Annotated in this window: 9 protein-coding genes and 2 pseudogenes; 2 read left to right on the forward strand and 9 right to left on the reverse strand. The window is 72.5% G+C overall.

Annotation, left to right across the window (positions count from 1 at the left end; translation table 11 throughout):
- Positions 1-247: 247 nt before the first annotated feature.
- A complete protein-coding gene (locus DDQ41_RS03805) occupies positions 248-718 on the reverse strand; it encodes a hypothetical protein (protein ID WP_109297516.1) in 471 nt (156 codons plus the stop codon).
- Positions 719-937: 219 nt separating this feature from the next.
- Here DDQ41_RS03805 and DDQ41_RS03810 point away from each other — a divergent pair, with 219 nt between their 5' ends.
- Positions 938-1585, forward strand: coding sequence for a hypothetical protein (locus DDQ41_RS03810; protein ID WP_245991476.1), 648 nt, complete (start codon positions 938-940; stop codon positions 1583-1585).
- A 332-nt stretch (positions 1586-1917) separates the two neighbouring features.
- Here the strand turns inward: DDQ41_RS03810 and DDQ41_RS03815 are convergent, their stop codons facing one another.
- On the reverse strand, positions 1918-2394 hold the full coding sequence (locus DDQ41_RS03815; RefSeq protein WP_262508342.1) for a hypothetical protein: 477 nt from the start codon (positions 2392-2394) through the stop codon (positions 1918-1920).
- A gap of 63 nt (positions 2395-2457) precedes the next feature.
- On the opposite strand from DDQ41_RS03815, the gene DDQ41_RS03820 reads away from it, so the two are divergent.
- On the forward strand, positions 2458-3186 hold the full coding sequence (locus DDQ41_RS03820) for a TetR/AcrR family transcriptional regulator (RefSeq protein ID WP_109293199.1): 729 nt from the start codon (positions 2458-2460) through the stop codon (positions 3184-3186).
- A gap of 113 nt (positions 3187-3299) precedes the next feature.
- Here the strand turns inward: DDQ41_RS03820 and pulA are convergent, their stop codons facing one another.
- From pulA to DDQ41_RS03855, 7 genes and pseudogenes are all read right to left on the reverse strand, one after another.
- The gene (pulA, locus tag DDQ41_RS03825) at positions 3300-8657 is read right to left on the reverse strand and encodes a pullulanase-type alpha-1,6-glucosidase (RefSeq protein ID WP_109293200.1); all 5358 of its coding nucleotides are present in this window, start codon (positions 8655-8657) and stop codon (positions 3300-3302) included.
- A gap of 535 nt (positions 8658-9192) precedes the next feature.
- A pseudogene (locus DDQ41_RS03830) lies at positions 9193-10883 on the reverse strand (carbohydrate-binding module family 20 domain-containing protein).
- Positions 10884-12175: 1292 nt separating this feature from the next.
- Positions 12176-13276, reverse strand: a complete 1101-nt coding sequence (locus DDQ41_RS03835) for a LacI family DNA-binding transcriptional regulator (RefSeq protein ID WP_394342123.1) — start codon at positions 13274-13276, stop codon at positions 12176-12178.
- Positions 13261-14938: pseudogene (locus tag DDQ41_RS03840) on the reverse strand (glycoside hydrolase family 13 protein). Before DDQ41_RS03840 ends, DDQ41_RS03835 begins: the two are co-directional and overlap by 16 nt.
- A gap of 51 nt (positions 14939-14989) precedes the next feature.
- On the reverse strand, positions 14990-15868 hold the full coding sequence (locus DDQ41_RS03845) for a sugar ABC transporter permease (RefSeq protein ID WP_109293201.1): 879 nt from the start codon (positions 15866-15868) through the stop codon (positions 14990-14992).
- Entirely contained in the window at positions 15865-16878 is a 1014-nt protein-coding gene (locus tag DDQ41_RS03850; RefSeq protein WP_109293202.1) for a carbohydrate ABC transporter permease, read from the reverse strand. Before DDQ41_RS03850 ends, DDQ41_RS03845 begins: the two co-directional genes overlap by 4 nt.
- A 69-nt stretch (positions 16879-16947) precedes the next feature.
- Positions 16948-18219, reverse strand: a complete 1272-nt coding sequence (locus tag DDQ41_RS03855) for an extracellular solute-binding protein (protein ID WP_109293203.1) — start codon at positions 18217-18219, stop codon at positions 16948-16950.
- Positions 18220-18446 lie beyond the last annotated feature (227 nt).

Consider the following 18446-nt stretch of genomic DNA (forward strand, 5'->3'; position numbering starts at 1 on the left):
TCGGCGCCATCTTCCGCGGGCCCGCCCCGCCCGGGCAGCCGAAGCCGCCCTCCCCGAGTGCCCGGCCCCGCGCCCTCCCGCGGACAACCGAGGCCAGCCCTCCCCCTGAGCCTTCCCCGCTCGCGTCAGGCCTCGCGCCTGCCGCGGGCGGGCCCCGCCCTCCCGGGCAGTCGAGGGCCGGCCCTCCCCCCTGAGCCTTCCCTCCCCGGAACCCTCCCTCCCCCGGCCCGCGCGGCCCGCGGCCTGCTCAGTGATGGCCGGAGTGCTCGTCCTCGTTCCCGCCACTGCCGGAACTGCTCCCCGAGTGCCCGCCGTGCGAGGCGCCGCTCTCCACGGTCCCGCCGAGCCGGCCGCGCAGTGCCGTCACCACCTTCTCGTCGCCGACCGCGACCCACTTCCGGCCGACGAGGTAGGTGCCGCCGTAGTCGTTGGCCTCGTTGATCCACTCGCGCTGGCCGCGGTCCGTGGCGAAGGTGGTGAGGATGTACCTGCCGTCCTTCGTCGTGCAGTTGGCCTGCCGCAGTTCCTCCGCGTCCGTCTGGATGTTCGGCTCGCAGTCGGCCTGCTCGGCGAGCTGTTCCAGACTGCCCGTCGCCGTCTTCGGCACGTCGGGGGCGTCGTCCGCGTCCCCGGCGCACGCGGTGAGGACCGTGACGGCCGTCAGTGCCAGTGCGGCCAGGGCCTTCGGGGCGGTGCTTCGGGCTCGTTGCGTACTCATCGGGCCATCGTGCCCGGTCGGCGCGCCGGTGTGCAGAGGAACGGGCGGAACGTGCCGCACGTCGCAGGCGCACCTCCTGCCCCATGTGTCCCGTCGTATGCCGCGGGAGGGGCTGGCATGCCGTGCCCGTGACCCCGGTGATCGCCCGGGGACTCACGGCTCGCGGGGCCGGTCCGCCGGATATGGTGACTATCGCAGTATTCGCTCGTTCAGCTGAGGGTGAGCACTCAGGAACCCGTCCCCGGCGCCGTCGACGCGGAGCAGGCCGAGGCCGTGCCCGTGGAGCACTATCCGCGTCTGGTGCGGATCGCCTACCTCGTGCTGCCGCCCTCCCTCGGCCGCGGCCGCCGGGTACTGACCGCACACTGGATCGTGCAGCGCTCCCTGCCGCGCGGCCGCACCGCGCGGGTTCCGCGGACCGGCGGGGCGGCGGTGCCGGTCCCGGGCGGATCGGCCGGTCCGGGATACGCCTACGTCCGCGGTCGGGTGCTGCGGCAGGCGCTGGTGGCGGGTCTGCCGCCACGGCGGCGGACCTGGCCGAGACGGGTGCGGTTCCCGCCGCCGCTGCCCGAGGGCTGGGGTCCCGGGCTGTTCCCCCACTCCGGCGGTGCCGATGAACTCGCCCTGGGGCGGCAGCTGTCCGCGCTGTCCGGGGCCGCCCGTGCCGCATACGCGCTGCGCGCCCTGGAAGCCCTTTCGGACACCTCCGTACGGCAGGTCCTGGCCGACGCGGGGGTCGCCGACCCACTCGCGGCGCTCGCCGCGGCGGACGGCCTGCGCACCCCGGAGCGCGGGACGGCCCTCGCCCTGCCGCAGTCCCCGGAGTCCGCCCCCTGCTCCCCGCAGGCCCGGACGACCGATCCGTAGCGCCGCCGCAGGCATGCCGAGGCGGCGGCCCCGGCGGCCGCGACCGCGCGCAGGTCGGGCACGCTGCCGGGCCTGCCCCGAGAGCACTGGGGGCCGACGGGGCGCCGGCGGAGGCGGCAGCACCTCCGTACGCGCGCCGCCCGGCGGCCGAGGCGGCGCTGGACCCGGCCCGGCCGAGCGGGCCGGACTTCCGGTCCGGCGGACTTCCGGTCCGGCGGACTTCCAGCCGCAGGGACTTCCCCGGTTGGCCCGCCCTGGGTGGCCCGCCCCGGTTGGCCCGCCCTGGGTGCGCTGAGCGGAGACCGCGCACTGCGCCGCGTCGGCCGGGCGCCTCAGGGCAGCAGCAGCCAGTCCGCCGCGAGGGCCGCCGCCAGGCCCGCGCCCAGCAGATACGTGCCCAGCCGGGTGCGGCCGTGACGGCTGAGTTCGATGACGGCTCCGCACAGGATCACGGCCAGTCCGTACACCCCGACCACGAGCACCGAAGTGCGGCTGGCCAGCCGCACCGCCAGGACCGCGGCCAGCGCCACGAGCACGACAGACGCGGCGGCGATCCGCAGCAGCCGGGCCTGACGGGGGCTCATCCCCGTCGGCGTCTCCGCGGGCACAGGCGTCTCCGCGGGCACAGGCACCTCCACCGTCGCAGGCGGCTCCACGGTCGCGAACGCCCCCGCGTCCACCGGCGCCTCTTCACTCACCGGCGCCTCTGCGTTCACCGGCGCCCCCGTAACCACCGGCGCCCCCGGGGCTACCCGCGCCGACGCGTCCACCGGGACGTCCGGGGGTGTCTCCTGGTCAGAAGCCGTCATGTCCCCGGAGCGTACCCGCCGAGCGGCGGACGGCGTTCGAGACCCGGCCGTTAGGCTGTTCGCATGACGACCGGGGTTCGCCGAAGGATGGGCGTCGCAGAGCGCAGGCAGCAGTTGATCACAGTGGCGCTGGAGCTGTTCAGCCACCGCTCGCCCGACGAGGTGTCCATCGACGAGATCGCCGCTGCCGCGGGCATCTCGCGTCCGCTGGTCTACCACTACTTCCCCGGCAAGCAGAGCCTGTACGAGGCCGCGTTGCGGCGGGCCGCGGAGGACCTCGCGAACCGCTTCACGGAGCGGCGGGAAGGACCGCTCGGCGCAAGGCTGCTGAGGGTGATGCGACGGTTCTTCGACTTCGTCGACGAGCATGGTCAGGGCTTCGCGGCTCTGATGCGGGGTGGTCCCGTGGCCGGCGGCGGGACCGCCGGTGCGGTGATCGAGCAGGTTCGCCAGGCGGCCTACGAGCAGATCCTGGGCCATCTCGGCGTCACCGACCCGGCCCCGCGCCTGCGGCTGGTGGTCCGGTCCTGGGTGTCGCTCGCCGAGTCCACCGCGCTGATCTGGCTCGAGGGGCGGGACGTGCCGCGCGCGGAGCTGGAGCGCCAGCTCGTCCACGACTTCGCGGCGCTGGTGGCGGTGCCGGCGGCGTACGACGACGACATGGCCGCCGTACTGGCGCGCATCATGCGGGACGAGCCGGCCGACGGGCCCCTCGGGGACCTCGCCGGCCGGCTCGCGGACCTGGTGCCGCAGGTGTCGTCCGCGGCGCGGGTGCCGCAGCAGCGCGCCTGAGCCCCCGAGGGGCCGGGCCCGCCGCCGCGGACAGCCGCCGATCGCCGGTCACCGGTCGGCCGCGGACGAGTCACCGGTCACCGATCGCCGGTCGGCCGCGGACGAGCCTCCGGTCAGCCGCGGACGAACACCGCTGCGGTGCGGCCCGGCACCGCGAAGGTGCCGGTGGCGCCGTCGTACGACGACGACTTGGCCACCGCGTCGGCGCCCCCTGCCTGGACGGGGTGCAGCCCGTACGGAGTGCCCGCGAGGGCGCCGATCCGCTGGGTCTGCCGGTCCGGGGTGGCGTTGAACACCACGACCAGGTCGCCGAGGCGCATGGTGATCACGCCGGGCGTCTCCTCCGTCCCGGAGAGGGGGAAGGAGAGCGCCGACCGCACCTTGCCCGCCGTGCCGAGGGAGAACGCCTTCTCGGTCGTACGGATCTTCAGCAGGTCGCGGTAGGCGGCCGAGGTGCCGGTGATCTCCGCGCAGCCGGGCTTCAGCGCGGGCTCGGCCAGCAGCGGCCTGGCGAAGGGCCACTTGGCCTTGTTGTCGGCGGCAGGCGGCAGGCCGCGGCCGAAGCCGTTGCCGTCGCGGCAGTCCCAGTGGACGGGGTTGAACCAGTCGCCGCTGTCGTAGGAGTTGCGGTCCAGCGACTTCGACCGCAGCAGGTCGGTGCCGGCCTGGGACAGCGCGGGCCCCTGGGAGAGAGCGGCCGTCGCCATCGCCAGCACCTGCATCCGGGCCCGGTCGGCGGCGGACACCGACGGCGGCAGCTTGAACGCGAGGGCGTCGTAGAGCGTCTCGTTGTCGTGGGCGTCCGCGTAGGCCAGGGCGTCGCCGGGCTCGTCCGCGTAGCCGGCCGGTGAGCCGTTGTAGTCCACCTCGGAGCCCTTGACCGTGCGGCCCCGGGTGTCGGTGAAGGTGTACGACGCCAGGTTCCCGGACAGCCCGACCTTGATCAGGTCCTGGTAGTGCAGCAGCCGGGCCCGCTGCTCGGCGGGGGTGCCGTTGGCGTCGGAGGCGTTGGGCTCGGTGAACAGGCCGGAGGCGAAGCCCTGCACGCCCGGGTCCTCGTCGAACGGGCCGCCGCCGCGGACGGCGTCGCGCGCCCGGTCGGAGAAGGTGGCGATGCCCGTACCGGCCATGTTCTCCTGGGTGGCCTGGACGAAGCGGGCGTCGTCCGCGATCTCGCCGAAGTTCCAGCCCTCCCCGTACAGGACGATCCTCTTCCCGTCGACGCCGTCCTTCCGCGGGGTGAGCGCGTCGAGGGCCTCGCGGACGGCGAGGATGTTCGCCTTCGGGTGGTGGCCCATCAGGTCGAAGCGGAAGCCGTCGACCTTGTACTGCTTCGCCCAGGTGACGACGGAGTCCACGACGAGCTTGCCCATCATGGCGTTCTCGGGCGCGGTGTTGGCGCAGCAGGTGGACGTGGCCACCGAGCCGTCGTCGAGGAGCCGCTGGTAGTAGCCGGGGACGATCCGGTCCAGTACGGACTTCTCGGACTGGCCGCTCGCGACGGTGTGGTTGTAGACGACGTCCATGACGGTGCGCAGTCCGGCGCCGTTCAGGCCCTGCACCATCCGCCGGAACTCGACCGTGCGGCGGGTGCCCTCGGGGTCGGAGGCGTAGGAGCCCTCGGGGACGGTGTAGTGCAGCGGGTCGTAGCCCCAGTTGTAGGCGTCCTTCGCCGCCGTCCTGGCGACGCAGGCCTGCTGCTCCTCGGAGTCCGGCGGGTATGCCTTCAGGTCGCAGTCCGGTACGGACTGGCCGGACTTCCGCTCGGGGATGGTCCCGATGTCGAAGGCGGGCAGCAGATGGACGTGGGAGGTGCCGCTCTTCGCGAGCGAGGTGAGGTGCTTCATCCCGGCCGAGTCGCGGTCGGTGAAGGCCAGATAGCCGCCCGGGTGCTTCGCGGTGCGGTCGGCGGCCGAGAAGTCCCGGACGTGGAGTTCCTGGATCTGGGCGTCCTTCAGCGGCACGGCCGCCGGCTTGCGGAGCGTGGACCAGCCCTCGGGGGCGAGCTTCGGGTCGGCGAGGTCGACGACGAGGCTGCGGGCGGAGTCCGTGGTGAGGGCGGTGGAGTACGGGTCGGTGACCTTGTTGGTGACGAGCTTCTGCACGCTGGGCGCCCAGACGGTCACGGCGTACCGGTAGGGCTTGCCCCGCCAGCTCGCCGGGCCGGTGACCGACCAGACGCCGGAGGCGTCGTGGCGGCGCATCGGGACGGTCCTGCCGCCGATTTCCAGGGCGACCCGGCGTGCGGTGGGTGCCCAGACCGACAGCGTCGGGCGGCCCTTGCGGAACACCGGCCCGAGCGCGGCCTTCTCGGCCCTGCCCGCGTAGAGGTCGTCGAGGACGCCGGGGATCTGCACTCCGGTGGCGGCGAGCAGCGCCCCGTTCGCCGCCCGCTGGGTGGCGATCAGCTGGCCGCGCAGGGCCTTCTCGACGCGGTCCCGGTCGCGCGGGTCGACGGTGAAGGCGGGGAGGTCCTTCAGATGGGGGAACCTCGCCTTCTGGTCGGCGGTCAGCTCGGACGGGTCGAGGCGCAGCCAGTGCCCCTCGTCGGAGAGTGCGCCGTCGACCACCTCGATGCCGCCGCCGGGCGCGTACACCAGCTGCCGGCTGGCGGCGTCGCTGTGCGCGGCCTTCCACACGACGGTGTCGCGGTCGATGAACTGCGCCTCGGCCTTCGACAGGTCGAGCGAGGGTGCGCCGCCGGTCGTCGGCAGCAGGTACTCGGGCTGACCGGCGAGCATCCACACCTCGCGGCCGTGGGTGCCGAAGGACAGCGACCGGTCGTCCGGCAGGTCCTTCTCGTCGCCCTTGTGGAGGATGTAGCTGAGCGATTCCGCGCCTTCGGCGAGCGGGACCTCGAAGGTGACGCCGTAGGTGTCCCGGCGGACGGGCATCAGCGGCTTCGACCAGTCGGTGGGCTCGGCGGCGCCGGTCCAGACGTGCAGGCCCCAGCCGTCGTAGTCGCCTTCGCCGGAGCCTGCGTCCGGGGAGGTGCCCCCCGGCCGGTGGTAGTGCAGCACGGCCTTCTTCGGGTCCTGCGGCGGGTAGGCGCCGTCGGGTGCGGTGCCCGACTGGCCGTCCTGGCCCTGGGTGATCCAGACCTGGCCGGTGGCGCCGAGGTCGATGGTGCGCTGGGGTCCGTCGGCGGCGCCGTCCTTCTCGACGGTGTACGGGAGGGCCGAGGCGCCCTCGGGGACCTCGACCCAGGCGAAGGCGCCCCAGGCGTCGCGGCCGGTGAACGCGGCCGTGGTCCCGGCGGCCTTCAGCCGCGCGCCGTCGTAGTCCCCGTCGGCGCGCCGGTAGTGGACGACCGCGTGGGTGCGTTCCGCGGCCGTGGGCTTCCCGGGCGGCGGGGCCTGCCCGGCGGTGGTGCCGGCGAGGGCGCTCGCGGTGCGGCCGAGGCTGTCGACGGCGACCGCCTTGTAGCGCAGCGGTGTCCCGGCGGGGGCGGTGATGTGCTGGGTGACCTTGTACGGCGCGTGGTCGGCGGTGCCGAGGGTGCGCCAGGTCCCGTCGCCCACCTGTGCGGCGAAGACGACCCGGTTGAGCTGCCCGCCGCGGACGTCGGCGGAGATCTCCACGGTGCCGGTCGCCCCGGCGGCGGGGGGCTCGAGGGTGAGGGCGGGCCGGGTGGCGGGCGGCGCGAGGGGTCCGGTGGCGCGCAGCACCAGCGACGACAGCGCGGGGACGGTGAGGGTGAGCTTGCCGGCTCGGGCGCGGACGGTGCCGGAACCTCCGTACAGGGTCCGGAACGCGGCCGAGTCCACGGGCACGGTCACGGTCTCGGCGGTGGTGGCGTTGTTGGCGGCCACCAGGTATTCGACGGCCCGGCCGCGCTTCTCGGTGCCGGTGCGGGAGAAGGCGTAGACGGAGTCCCCGGCGTGGCGCTCCCGCTGGGCTCCGTCGCGCAGCGCCGGGTGCTCGCGGGTGAGCTTCGACAGGGCCGCGATGGAGCGGTAGAGGGGGTGGCCGGTGTCGTAGGCGTCGTCGGCGTGGGTGCGGTCGGTGCCGAGCCGGTCGTCGTCGAGGTAGTCGGCGGTCCTCGAGGCGAACATCGTCTGGCGGGCGTCCTTGTCCCCGCCTGCGCCGGTGAAGCCCTGCTCGTCGCCGTAGTAGACGACGGGGTTGCCCCGGCTGAGGAACATCAGCTCGTTGGCGAGGCGGGCCCGCTTCAGCAGCTCCGCTTCGCCGGCGCCGGGGTTGTCCTGCTTCAGGAAGGTACCGATGCGGCCCATGTCGTGGCTGCCGAGGAAGGTCACCTGCTCGTAGGCGTTGGCCTTGTCGGTGGTGTACCGGTAGTCGTCGGCGAAGACGTCCCCGAGCCGGCCGGCGTCGGCGCCCTGCGAGGCGTAGGCGCGGGCCGCGGCCTGGAAGGGGAAGTCGAGGGTCGAGTCGAGCCGGCCCCGGGTGACGTAGGGCGAGGTCACGGCCGGGTCGGCGGAGTAGACCTCGCCGAACATGAAGAAGTCCTCACGGCCGCGTTTGGCGGCGTAGGCGTCCAGCGCGGTGGCCCACTGGGTCCAGAAGTCGAGGTCGACGTGTCTGACGGTGTCGATCCGGAAGCCGTCTATCCGGAAGTCGCGGACCCACTTCTCGTAGATCCGCTTCATGCCCTCGACGACCTCGGGCCGCTCGGTCCACAGGTCGTCCAGACCGACGAAGTCGCCGTACTCGGCGCTCTCCCCGGCCCAGTCGGTGTCGCCCCGGTTGTGGTACATCGTCGGGTCGTTGAGCCACGCCGGGACCTTGCGGACGGCTCCCTCGCCCTTGACGGGCGTGTACGGGAAGGAGTCGGCGTCGACCGCTCCGCGCGGGATGCCCTCGCGGTCGTCGAAGGGGCGGCCGTCCTTGCCGAGGTACGGGTAGGCGCCCTTGGGGCGGTAGCCGTAGGCCTTCTCGGCGTAGTCGACGGTGTCGGCGGTGTGGTTGGTGATGACGTCGAAGAAGACCTTCATGCCCTTGGCGTGGGCCTTGTCGATCAGCGTCTTCAGGTCCCGGTTGGTGCCGAAGTGGGGGTCCACCTGGGTGAAGTCGGTGATCCAGTAGCCGTGGTAGCCCGCCGAGGCGTCCTTGCCGGTGCCCTGGACCGGCCGGTTCTTGAAGATCGGCGCGAGCCAGACGGCGGTCGTGCCGAGGCCCTTGATGTAGTCCAGGCGCTCGGTGAGCCCCTTGAGGTCGCCGCCCTGGTAGAAGCCCTTGTCCGTGGGGTCGTAGCCGGTCCGCAGGCGCGAGCCGGTCAGTCCGCCTCGGTCGTTGCGGCGGTCGCCGTTGGCGAAGCGGTCCGGGAGCACGAAGTAGAACTGCTCGCGGGTCAGATCGTGCCGGGTGGGCTCGGCGGCGAGCCGGGCGTCGGACGGTGGGGAGGGAGGCTTCGCCGCCGCGGCGGGCACGGCGGGCGCGAGCGCGGCGCACACGGCGACGGCCAGGGCGGCCGCCACCGTTCTGCGCCTGCCGCGCGAGGGGGGTGTCACGAGGGTGCTCCTCACTGGTCGGGACTGACCGGCCGGGACCGGCCGGGGCTCGCCGGGGCTCGCCGGGACTCGTCGGGACCGGCCGGGACTGGCCGGGGCTCGTCGGGGCTGGCCCGGACTCGTCGGGACTGACCGGGACTCGTCTGGGCTGGCCCGGACTCGTCGGGACCGGCCGGGACTGACCGGGACTCGTCTGGGCTGGTCGGGACTCGTCGGGCTGGTTCGGGGCTCTTCAGGGCTCGTCGCGGCTCGTCCCGGCTGATCGCGGCTGACCCTGGCTGATCGCGGCTCGTCCCGGCTCGACTCGACGGACGGCAGGGGAACCCGCCGCGGCCGGCCGGGCGGGCACCGGACCGGCGGGCACCGGCCGGGCGGGCACCGGGTTCCGTTGATCTCACCCGCGCCGCGCTGCGGCCGCGCCGTGGCGCCGGGCCCGGGCGGCACGGCCGCGGTGTGCTCCCCGGACCGCGCCGCCCGCCGGGCCGGGCGGGGCGGTGGCGCGGGCCTCCACCGCGCCGCCCCGCCGCCCTCGCCGTCAGGACCGCCAGGTGTCGTTCAGGCTCACCCTGCCGGTCGACGGGACCGTCGCCGTCCGGTTCGCCCCGGACTCCCAGGTGACGTTGCCCGCACCGTCCTTGCGCACGTACTTGTACTCGAAGGCGGTGCCGGCGGGCAGGTCGACGTCGAGCTTCCACACGGGGTAGGTCGCCGGGTCCAGCTTGAGGGCGCTGCCGGTGTTCCAGTTGCCGAGGGCGGCCTGGTTGCCGTGGACGTAGATGTTCTGCCCCACGCCGTCGTGGCGTTGACGGCGAACGAGGCGCCGGAGCCGGGCGAACCGCCGCCACCGCCGCCGCAGTTCCTCGCGCCCGTGTGCAGCGCCACGGCGGTGTTGGGACCGAGGGTCCGGGTGAACCGGCCCGAGCCGTCCACCGTGACGCCCGTGCCCGACTGGACGTCGCAGTAGCTGCCGGCCGGGAGGGAGGTCTGGAAGGTGCGGCTCAGCGACGACGACTCGTGGTTGATGGCCACATACGCCTTGTCGCCCCGGCCGAACGCGATCGCGTCGGCGCCGTTGTCCCACAGTTGGTGACGCCCTGGCCGCGGGCCGTGTTCCGGAAGGCGACATGGAGGAGATCTCACGCCAGGCGTGCTGGCACTTCCAGCCGTCGCTGTAGCAGGCGTTCACCGTGCCGCCGTTGGGCGGGCCCGCGTCCCTGTCGGACCACTCGTAGCCGGAGTGGACGTCCGGCGAACCGTACGGCCAGGCCAGCATGAACACGTTCGCCAGCGTGTAGTCGGCGCCGTTCTTGTAGCTGAGGGTGTCGCCGCCGCGCTCGGTGTCGTGGTTGTCGACGAAGACGGCGGACTTCCCGCTCGTCATGTAGCCCCAGCCCTCGCCGAAGTTCCTGAGGTAGGCCAGGTTCTCGTTGAGGAAGACCCGCTTGAGGTCGCGGGCGTAGCGGAACTCCTGCACATCGCCGTTGCCCAGGTACTCGCTGGGCTGGACGGCCTCACCGGCGCCGTGGATGGCCTCCTGCTTCCAGTACGCGCCGGGTTGGTGAGCTTGCCCTTGATCGCGGCGAGGTCCCCGGCCGGCATGTGCTTGGCCGCGTCGACACGGAAGCCGTCGACTCCGAGGGACAGCAGGTCGTTCATGTAGCCCGCGATCCTGTTGCGGACGTACTCCTCGCCGGTGTCGAGGTCCGCGAGCCCGACGAGTTCGCAGTGCTGGACGTTGAAGCGGTCCTGGTAGTTGTTGATCTCCGCGGTGCAGTCGTCCATGTCCCAGGAGGAGTACAGGCCGGGGTAGTTGTACTTGGTGTAGGACGAGCCGCCGGTGCCCGTGCCGTTGCCGGCCGCCATGTGGTTGATGACCGTGTCGACGACGACCTTGACTCCGCCGCGTGGCAGGTGTTGACCATGTTCGTGAACGCGCCGCGGTCGCCGAGCCGTCCCGCGATCTTGTAGCTGACGGGCTGGTACGACGTCCACCACTGCGGGCCCTGTATGTGCTCCTGGGGCGGTGAGACCTGGACGTATCCGTAATCCGGCCGGGCCAGGGTGCTGGAGCACGCCTGCGCGACCGAGTCGAAGCGCCATTCGAAGAGGACGGCGGGACGTCCTTGGTGCCGGGCGGGGCCGCCTGTGCGGCGTCCGGTGGCGCGATCACCGCGCGGCGGTGCCCGCGACGACGGCGAGCACGGCAGCCAGAGATCTGCTGGCCATGTGGTTCCTCCTGCGGCTCAGGAAGGGGTGAGGTGGGGCGAGGGCTCCGGAACGGAGACTGAATGTTCTTGCTGCAAAACTGAAAGAGCCCTCTGCGCAGGTGACGGTAGGCCGGAACGATTGCCCGGTCAACCGTTTGGACACATCCGGGAAACATGAACGCCCCCTGCCTGCAAGGCTTTTCACCCTGCGGACGGACTGCGTACCGGCCCCGGGCAGGCGAACGGCTCCGAGCGGAACCCGGTGAAACCAGGCGCGCGCCCGTGAACGCACGACGCGGGAACGGCGGAGGCCGCCCGACCGGTACGCGAGGGCACCCGCGGGCGCGGCCGTCCCCGCGGGCTCGCCGCCGGGACGGTACGCGGCTCCGCGGGGAAGGCCAACACGGCGAGGTGCCGCGGGCGTCGCCGTGCACCCGCCGGGGACTGCGGGGCAGGCGTTCTCCTCGGGTGTGGTGTTGCTGTCGGTCGGGCACCCGCCGGGGACTGCGGGGCAGGCCCTAGGCTGCCGGGCATGACTGCTCGCTCTGACACCGACCTGTTCTCGGGGCTCGGCCGCCTGGTCGTCCTCGTCGAGGATCCCGAGCGCGGCCTCTGCCTTCTACCGCGACGTACTCGGCTTCCGCGTCCTGCACGACCGTACGGCGGACGGATTCCGCTATGTGCACGTCGGGTGCCCGGCAGGATGCGGTCGGCCTCTGGCTCATGACCGCCGGCAGCGGTCGGGAAGCCGAACTGATCGGCCGGCAGTGCGGCGGTCAGCCCCTGCTCGTGCTGTACACCACCGACCTGGACGCGGTTCCGCGCGCATCTGCACGGGCACGGCGTGCGGGTGTGGAACGAGCGGGAGGACACCGACAGCCGGTCGCTGCACCTGGCGGACCTGTACGGGAACGTGATCGTCGTGGCGCAGCTGCGCCGGGCGGCGGCCTGAGCGCGATGCTCGCGGTCGCGGTCGCGCGCAGCCCACCGGCGGCGGGGCCACCGGCGGCGGGCCGAGACGCCGCAGTCGGGAGTAGACGCTGCCGCCGGGCCGAGACGCCGCCGCAGGCCCGGGGCGCCGCAGGGCCGAGACGCCGCCGCAGGCCCGGGGCGCCGCAGGGCCGAAGCGCCGCCGCCGGGCCGAGACGCCGGGGCCGGGCCGGCGAGGCGGGCTCGGCGCGCGCGGCCGCGTCGGGTGAGGCGCACACCGCAGCGCCCGGTGCCGGGCGCTGCGGGCTCCGGCCGGATCGGCCCCGGCGGGCGCACCGGGGCCGGGGCGCACGGCCCGAGGCACCGCCCCGCCCGGCGCCGTCAGCCCCGCGCCCGCGCCGTCGAGCCGCGTACCACCAGTTCCGGCCGGAAGACGTACTCGGTGCTCGGCACCGGGTTCCCGCGGATCTCCTCCAGCAGTGCGCCGACGGCCGCCGACGCCATCGCCTGGACCGGCTGGCGCACGGTCGTCAGGGGCGGGTCGGTGAAGGGGATCAGCGGCGAGTCGTCGTACCCGACGACCGACACGTCCCCCGGCACGTCGAGTCCGCGTTCCCGCACCGCCCGGATCGCCCCGAGCGCCATCATGTCGCTGCCGCAGACGATTCCGGTGCAGCCCGCCTCGAGGAGTTCGGCGGCGGCGGCGTGACCGCCCTCGACGCTGAACAGGGTGTGCCGTACGTACCGTTCGGCGTCCGGTCCGGCGGCCGCCAGGAAGCCTTCCGTCTTCCGCCGGGACGGCACATAGCGCACCGGTCCGACCGCGAGCCCGATCCGCGCATGGCCGAGTTCGGCGAGATGGCGCACCGCCATACCCGCGGCCATGTGGTCGTCGGGTGACACGAACGGAGCGGAGACCTGCTCGTTGAAGCCGTTGACGAGCACGAAGGGGACACGGCGCGCGGCCAGTTCGGCGTACCGCCGCTGGTCCGCCGCCGTGTCGGCGTGGAGTCCCGAGAGGAAGACGATGCCGTCGACCCCGCTCTCCTCCAGCTGCTCCACGAGTTCGTCCTCGCTGGCGCCGCCCGGCTGCTGGCAGCACAGCACCGGGGTGTAGCCGTGCCCGGCCAGCACCTGCTCGATGACCTGCGCGAACGCGGGGAAGATCGGGTTGGTGAGTTCGGGCACCACCAGCCCGACCAGTCCCGCGCTGCGTCGCCGCAGCCGCACCGGGCGCTCGTAGCCGAGGACGTCGAGCGCCGCGACGACCCGGGTGCGGGTCGCCGCCGACACACCGGGCTTGCCGTTGAGGACACGGCTGACCGTGGCCTCGCTGACGTCGGCCTGCGCGGCGATGTCGGTGAGCCGGGGAGCGGCCGCTCCCGGGGCCCTCGACCGGGGGGCGGCCGCTCCCGGGGCCCTCGACCGGGGGACGGCCGCTCCCGAGGCCCTCGGCCTGGGGAGCGTCACACCGTCCACCACGCGGTGGCGTCCGCGGGCAGGACGGCGAAGTCGCCCTCGGACCCGACCGGCGCACTGGCCAGCAGCAGGGTGCCGGGGGCGGGGAGGCGTACCGGCGCTCCCGTGGTGTTGGTGGTGCAGACGAATCCGCCGCGGGCGAAGGCCAGCACCCCCTCGGGCGCGTCGAGCCAGGTCACCCCGTCACCAGCGCCGAGCCCCGGGTGCTCGCGCCGGGCGGCCAGGGCCGCCCGGTAGAGCTCCAGGGTGGAGCCGGGCACGCCGGTCTGCGCCTCCACGCTCAGGTCCGCCCACTCCGCGGGCTGCGGGAGCCAGCTGCCGCCGGCGCCGAAGCCGTACGAGGCGCCCTCGCGGGTCCAGGGGATCGGCACCCGGCAGCCGTCGCGGAAGCCGTCCTGGCCCTCCGCGCGGAAGAACGACGGGTCCTGGCGCACCTCGTCCGGCAGGTCCGTGACGTCCGGGAGGCCCAGTTCCTCGCCCTGGTAGACGTACGCCGACCCGGGCAGCGCCAGCATCAGCAGCGTGGCCGCGCGGGCGCGGCGCAGCCCCAGCTCGCGGTCGCCCTGCTCACGCAGCTGGGTGCCGAGGCCGGGCGGGTTGGCGAAGCGGGTGGCGTGCCGGGTGACGTCGTGGTTGGACAGCACCCAGGTGGCGGGCGCGCCGACCGGGCGCATCGCGGCGAGCGAGCCGTCGACGACCTCGCGCAGCTCCTCCGCGTCCCAGCTGGTGCCGAGGTACTGGAAGTTGAACGCCTGGTGCATCTCGTCGGGCCGGACGTACAGCGCGGTGCGCTCGACGGTCGGCGTCCAGGCCTCGGCGACGAGGATGCGCTCGCCCTCGTACTCGTCGAGGACGCGCCGCCAGGAGCGGTAGATCTCGTGTACCCCGTCCTGGTCGAAGAACGGGCATGACGTCGTTGCCGAGCAGCTTCACCTGGTCGCCGGAGCCGATGTCGGGCAGCCCGGGGGCCTTGACGAGGCCGTGGGCGACGTCCACGCGGAAGCCGTCGGCGCCCAGGTCGAGCCAGAAGCGGAGGATCGAGCGGAACTCGTCCCGCACGGCGGGGTGCTCCCAGTTGAAGTCCGGCTGCTCGGGGGCGAAGAGGTGCAGGTACCACTCGCCGGGGGTGCCGTCCGGGTCCACCGTGCGGGTCCACGCCGGTCCGCCGAAGACCGACTCCCAGTCGTTGGGCGGCTGTTCGCCGTCCTCGCCCCGGCCGGGCCGGAAGTGGAAGCGCTCGCGCAGCCGGGAGCCGGGGCCCTCGCGCAGTGCCTGGCGGAACCAGTCGTGCCGGTCGGAGCAGTGGTTGGGCACGAGGTCGACGATGACGCGCAGCTCCAGTGCGTGGGCGCTGCGGATCAGCGCGTCGGCGTCGTGGAGTGTGCCGAACATCGGGTCGATGGCCCGGTAGTCGGCGACGTCGTAACCCGCGTCGGCCTGTGGGGAGGCGTAGAAGGGGCTGAGCCAGACCGCGTCGACGCCGAGTTCCCTGAGGTAGGGGAGCCGGCTGCGTATCCCGGCGAGATCGCCCATGCCGTCGCCGTTGCCGTCGGCGAAGCTGCGCGGATAGACCTGGTAGATCACCGCGTCCCGCCACCATGGCGCTGGCTCGGCGCGGTGGCCGGACGTCGTCGCGGTGGCGGGGGCAGCGAGGTGCTGGGTCATTTCATCCCTGGGATGGTTGTGGTTGGGGGGGAAGGTGGGCCATGTGCGGGGTCAGCCCTTGACGGCGCCCGCCGACACGCCCGTGACCAGGTGGCGCTGCGCGAGGAGGAACACGATCGCGGCCGGGATGGCGATGAGTACGGAGGCCGCGGTCATCGGGCCCCACTGGGCGCCGTACTGGTTGACGAACTTCTGCAGGCCCCCGGCGAGGGTCAGGTTCTCGTCGCCGACCATGAACGCGGACGCGTAGGCGACCTCGCCCCAGGCGGTGATGAACGAGTAGAACGCCGTCACCGCGATGCCCGGGCGGGCGAGCGGCAGGATCAGCCGCCAGAAGGTGCCGAACGGGGTGAGCCCGTCGACCTGGCCCGACTCGTCGATCTCGCGCGGGATGGTGTCGAAGAAGCCCTTCATCATCCAGGCGCAGAACGGCACCGCGATGGTGAGGTAGGTGATGACGAGTCCGGCCGGCTGGTTGAGCAGGCCCAGGTTCGACATGATGTTGTAGATGGGCACGATCAGCACGGCGACCGGGAACATCTGGGTGATCAGCAGTGTCCACATCAGGCCCCGCTTGCCGGGGAAGCGGAAGCGGCTGACGGCGTAGCCGGTGGTGGCGGCCACGAAGACGCCGAGGACCGTGGTCAGGCCGGCGACGAGCAGCGAGTTGCCGAACCAGGTGAGGAACTCGGTGTCCTGGAGCAGCTTGGTGTAGTTCCGGAGCGTCGTCTCCCGCACGAAGTCCGTGGTGGTGGCGTAGCTGGCCGGCTTCAGCGAGGTCAGCAGCACCCAGAGGACCGGGAAGACGGCGATCACGGAGGCGGCGAGCAGCGTGAGGTGCAGCCCGGCCGAGGCGATCGGCGAACGGCGTCCGCGCACCGGGGTGCCGGCCGGGGCGGTCGCCGGGGCCGGGGCGTTGGTCGTGGTCACCAGGTTTCTCCCTGCTTGCGGAGGACGCGCTGGTAGACAGCGGCGAAGACCATCAGGAGGACGAGGATCAGCACGCCCCAGGTGGAGGACTGGGCGAAGTCGCGCGGGCTGATCTCGAACGAGAACTTGTACGCCTGGGTGACCAGGATCTGGGTGGCCTCGCCGGGGCCGCCCCGGGTGAGCAGGAAGATCACCGGGAACATGTTGAAGGTCCAGATGGTGCTCAGCAGCACCACGGTGGTGGACACCGACCGCAGTCCGGGCATGGTGATGTTGCGGAACCGCTGCCAGGCGTTGGCGCCGTCCATCTCGGCGGCCTCGTACAGTTCGCCGGGGATGGACTGCAGCCCGCCGAGCAGGGCGACCATCATGAACGGGACGCCGAGCCAGACGTTGACGGCGATCACCGAGAACTTGGCCCAGGTCGGGTCGTTGAGCCACGGCACGGCGTCGATGCCGCCGCCCGCGAGGAGCTTGTTGAGCAGGCCGTTGTCCTCGTTGTAGAGGAAGCGCCAGGCGAACACGGAGACGAAGCCGGGCACGGCCCACGGCAGGATCAGCATCATCCGGTAGAACGACCGGCCGGCGATCCTGCGGTTGAGGATGTTGGCCAGGGCGAGGCCCAGCCCGAAGGTGACGGTCACGCAGGAGACCGTCCACACCAGCGTCCATCCGAGGGTGCCCAGGAACTGGTTGCCGGTGAGCGCGTCGGCGTAGTTGTCGAGTCCGACGAACTCGTATGTCGCGGGGAGGTGGTTCACCCCGATCGACCGCTCGACGTTGCGCTCGTTGGCGTCGGTCAGCGACAGGTAGACGCCGCGGACGAGCGGATAGCCGATGATCACGCCGATCACGATCACCACGGGGGCGACCATGGTCCAGGCGTACCAGTGCGTGGAGAGGCCGCGGCGGAACGTGCCGGGCGCGCCTGCGGAGTCGCGGCGACGGCCGCGGGCCCTCCCGGGCTCCGCGGCCTCCGCCACCGACTGGCCGCTGGTGTGGACAGCCATCGGTCGCTATTCCTCTTCTCTTGCCGTCTCGTGCCGTCTCTTGGTTTCCGTACCTGCTGCCGCCCGCTCCTACTTCCAGTCCTTCAGGAGCTTGCGGTAGGCGTCGCCGACGGCCTTGGCCCCCTTCTCCGGGGTGGTCTGGCCGGTGAGGACCTTGGTGTACTCGGTCACGAGCGGGGCGAAGAGGCTGCCGGCCTCGGGGATCCAGGGGCGTTCGACGGCCTTGTCGACGACCGGCTTGAAGAAGGCGACCGTCTCGTTGCCGGAGACGGTGGGCTTGTCGTAGACGGAGGAGCGGGTCGGCAGCAGGCTGAGGTCCTTGGCCACCGTGGTCTGGGACTCGGCCGAGGTCATGTACTCGACGAAGGCGTAGGAGGCGTCGAGGCTCTTGGAACCGGCGTAGACGGCGAGGTTGTGGCCGCCCTGCGGGGCGCCCTGGCCGTCGGAGCCCGCCGGGACCGGGACGATGCCGAGGTTGGACCTGTCCGCGAACTCCTTGCCGGCGTAGGTGTCCGTGACCGCCCACGGGCCGTTGATCATCATGGCGACCTTGCCGTCCTTGAAGGCGGTCTGCATGTTGTTCCAGCCGTCGGTCGCGTCGGTCTTCGCGGCGCCGGAGTCGACGAGGTCCTTGACGACCTTCATGGCCTTGACGCCGGCCGGGTTGTCGACGGTGATCTGCTTCTTCTCGGCGTCGACCAGGTTGCCGCCCTCGCCGTAGAGGAAGGACAGGAACCAGTACGCGTCGTCGCCGCGCAGGTAGAGGCCGGTCTTGCCGGTCTTGTCCTTGATCTTCTCGGAGACGGTCTTCAGGTCGGCGATGGAGGCCGGCGGCTGGACACCCGCCTCCTGGAAGATCTTCTTGTTGTAGAAGATGCCCATGGAGTCGATGACCTGCGGGACGGCGTAGGTCTTGTCGGCGTACTTCGTGGAGGCGGCGGCCTGCGGCAGGAAGTCCTTGTCGTCCTTGAGGGCCGGGGTGCCGTCCAGCGGGGCGAGGTAGCCGAGGTCGGCGAACTCGGGGGTCCAGGCCACCTCGGAGCGGATCACGTCGGGGGCGCCGGAGCCGGACTGGGCGGCGTTCTTGAACTTGTTCTGCACCTCGCCGAAGGGCACGTTCACGTAGTTGACCTTGACGTCGGGGTGCAGCTTGGTGAAGCCCTCGGCGAGCTTCTTGAAGACCTTGTCCTCGCTGCCGACGGTCGATGTGTCCCACCAGGTGACCGTGCCCGACAGCTTGCCCGAGGCGCTCTTGCCGCCTTCGGCGTCGTCCCCGCCGCACGCGGTAGCCGTGAGCGCCAGGCTCGCGACCAGAGCGGTGGCCGCTATGCCACGTCGCATGTGAACTCCTTCAACCCGGGCCCGTTCCGTCACGGCGCCGATTCGTGCAGGAACGTAACAAGGCTGAAAGCAGACCGAAAGACCTTGCGACAATTTTCCGCAAGGGACCGCGATCGTTACCTGCGCGTGTCCTCACGGTTGCCGTTGTGCGCCTTGTCAACCAACGCTGTACCCCCTCCAGCGCCCCGGATGCGCCCCCTCAAGCGTTTCGCAAGAGATTGCAGCGC

The organism is Streptomyces spongiicola, assembly GCF_003122365.1.
Taxonomy (GTDB): Bacteria; Actinomycetota; Actinomycetes; order Streptomycetales; family Streptomycetaceae; genus Streptomyces; species Streptomyces spongiicola.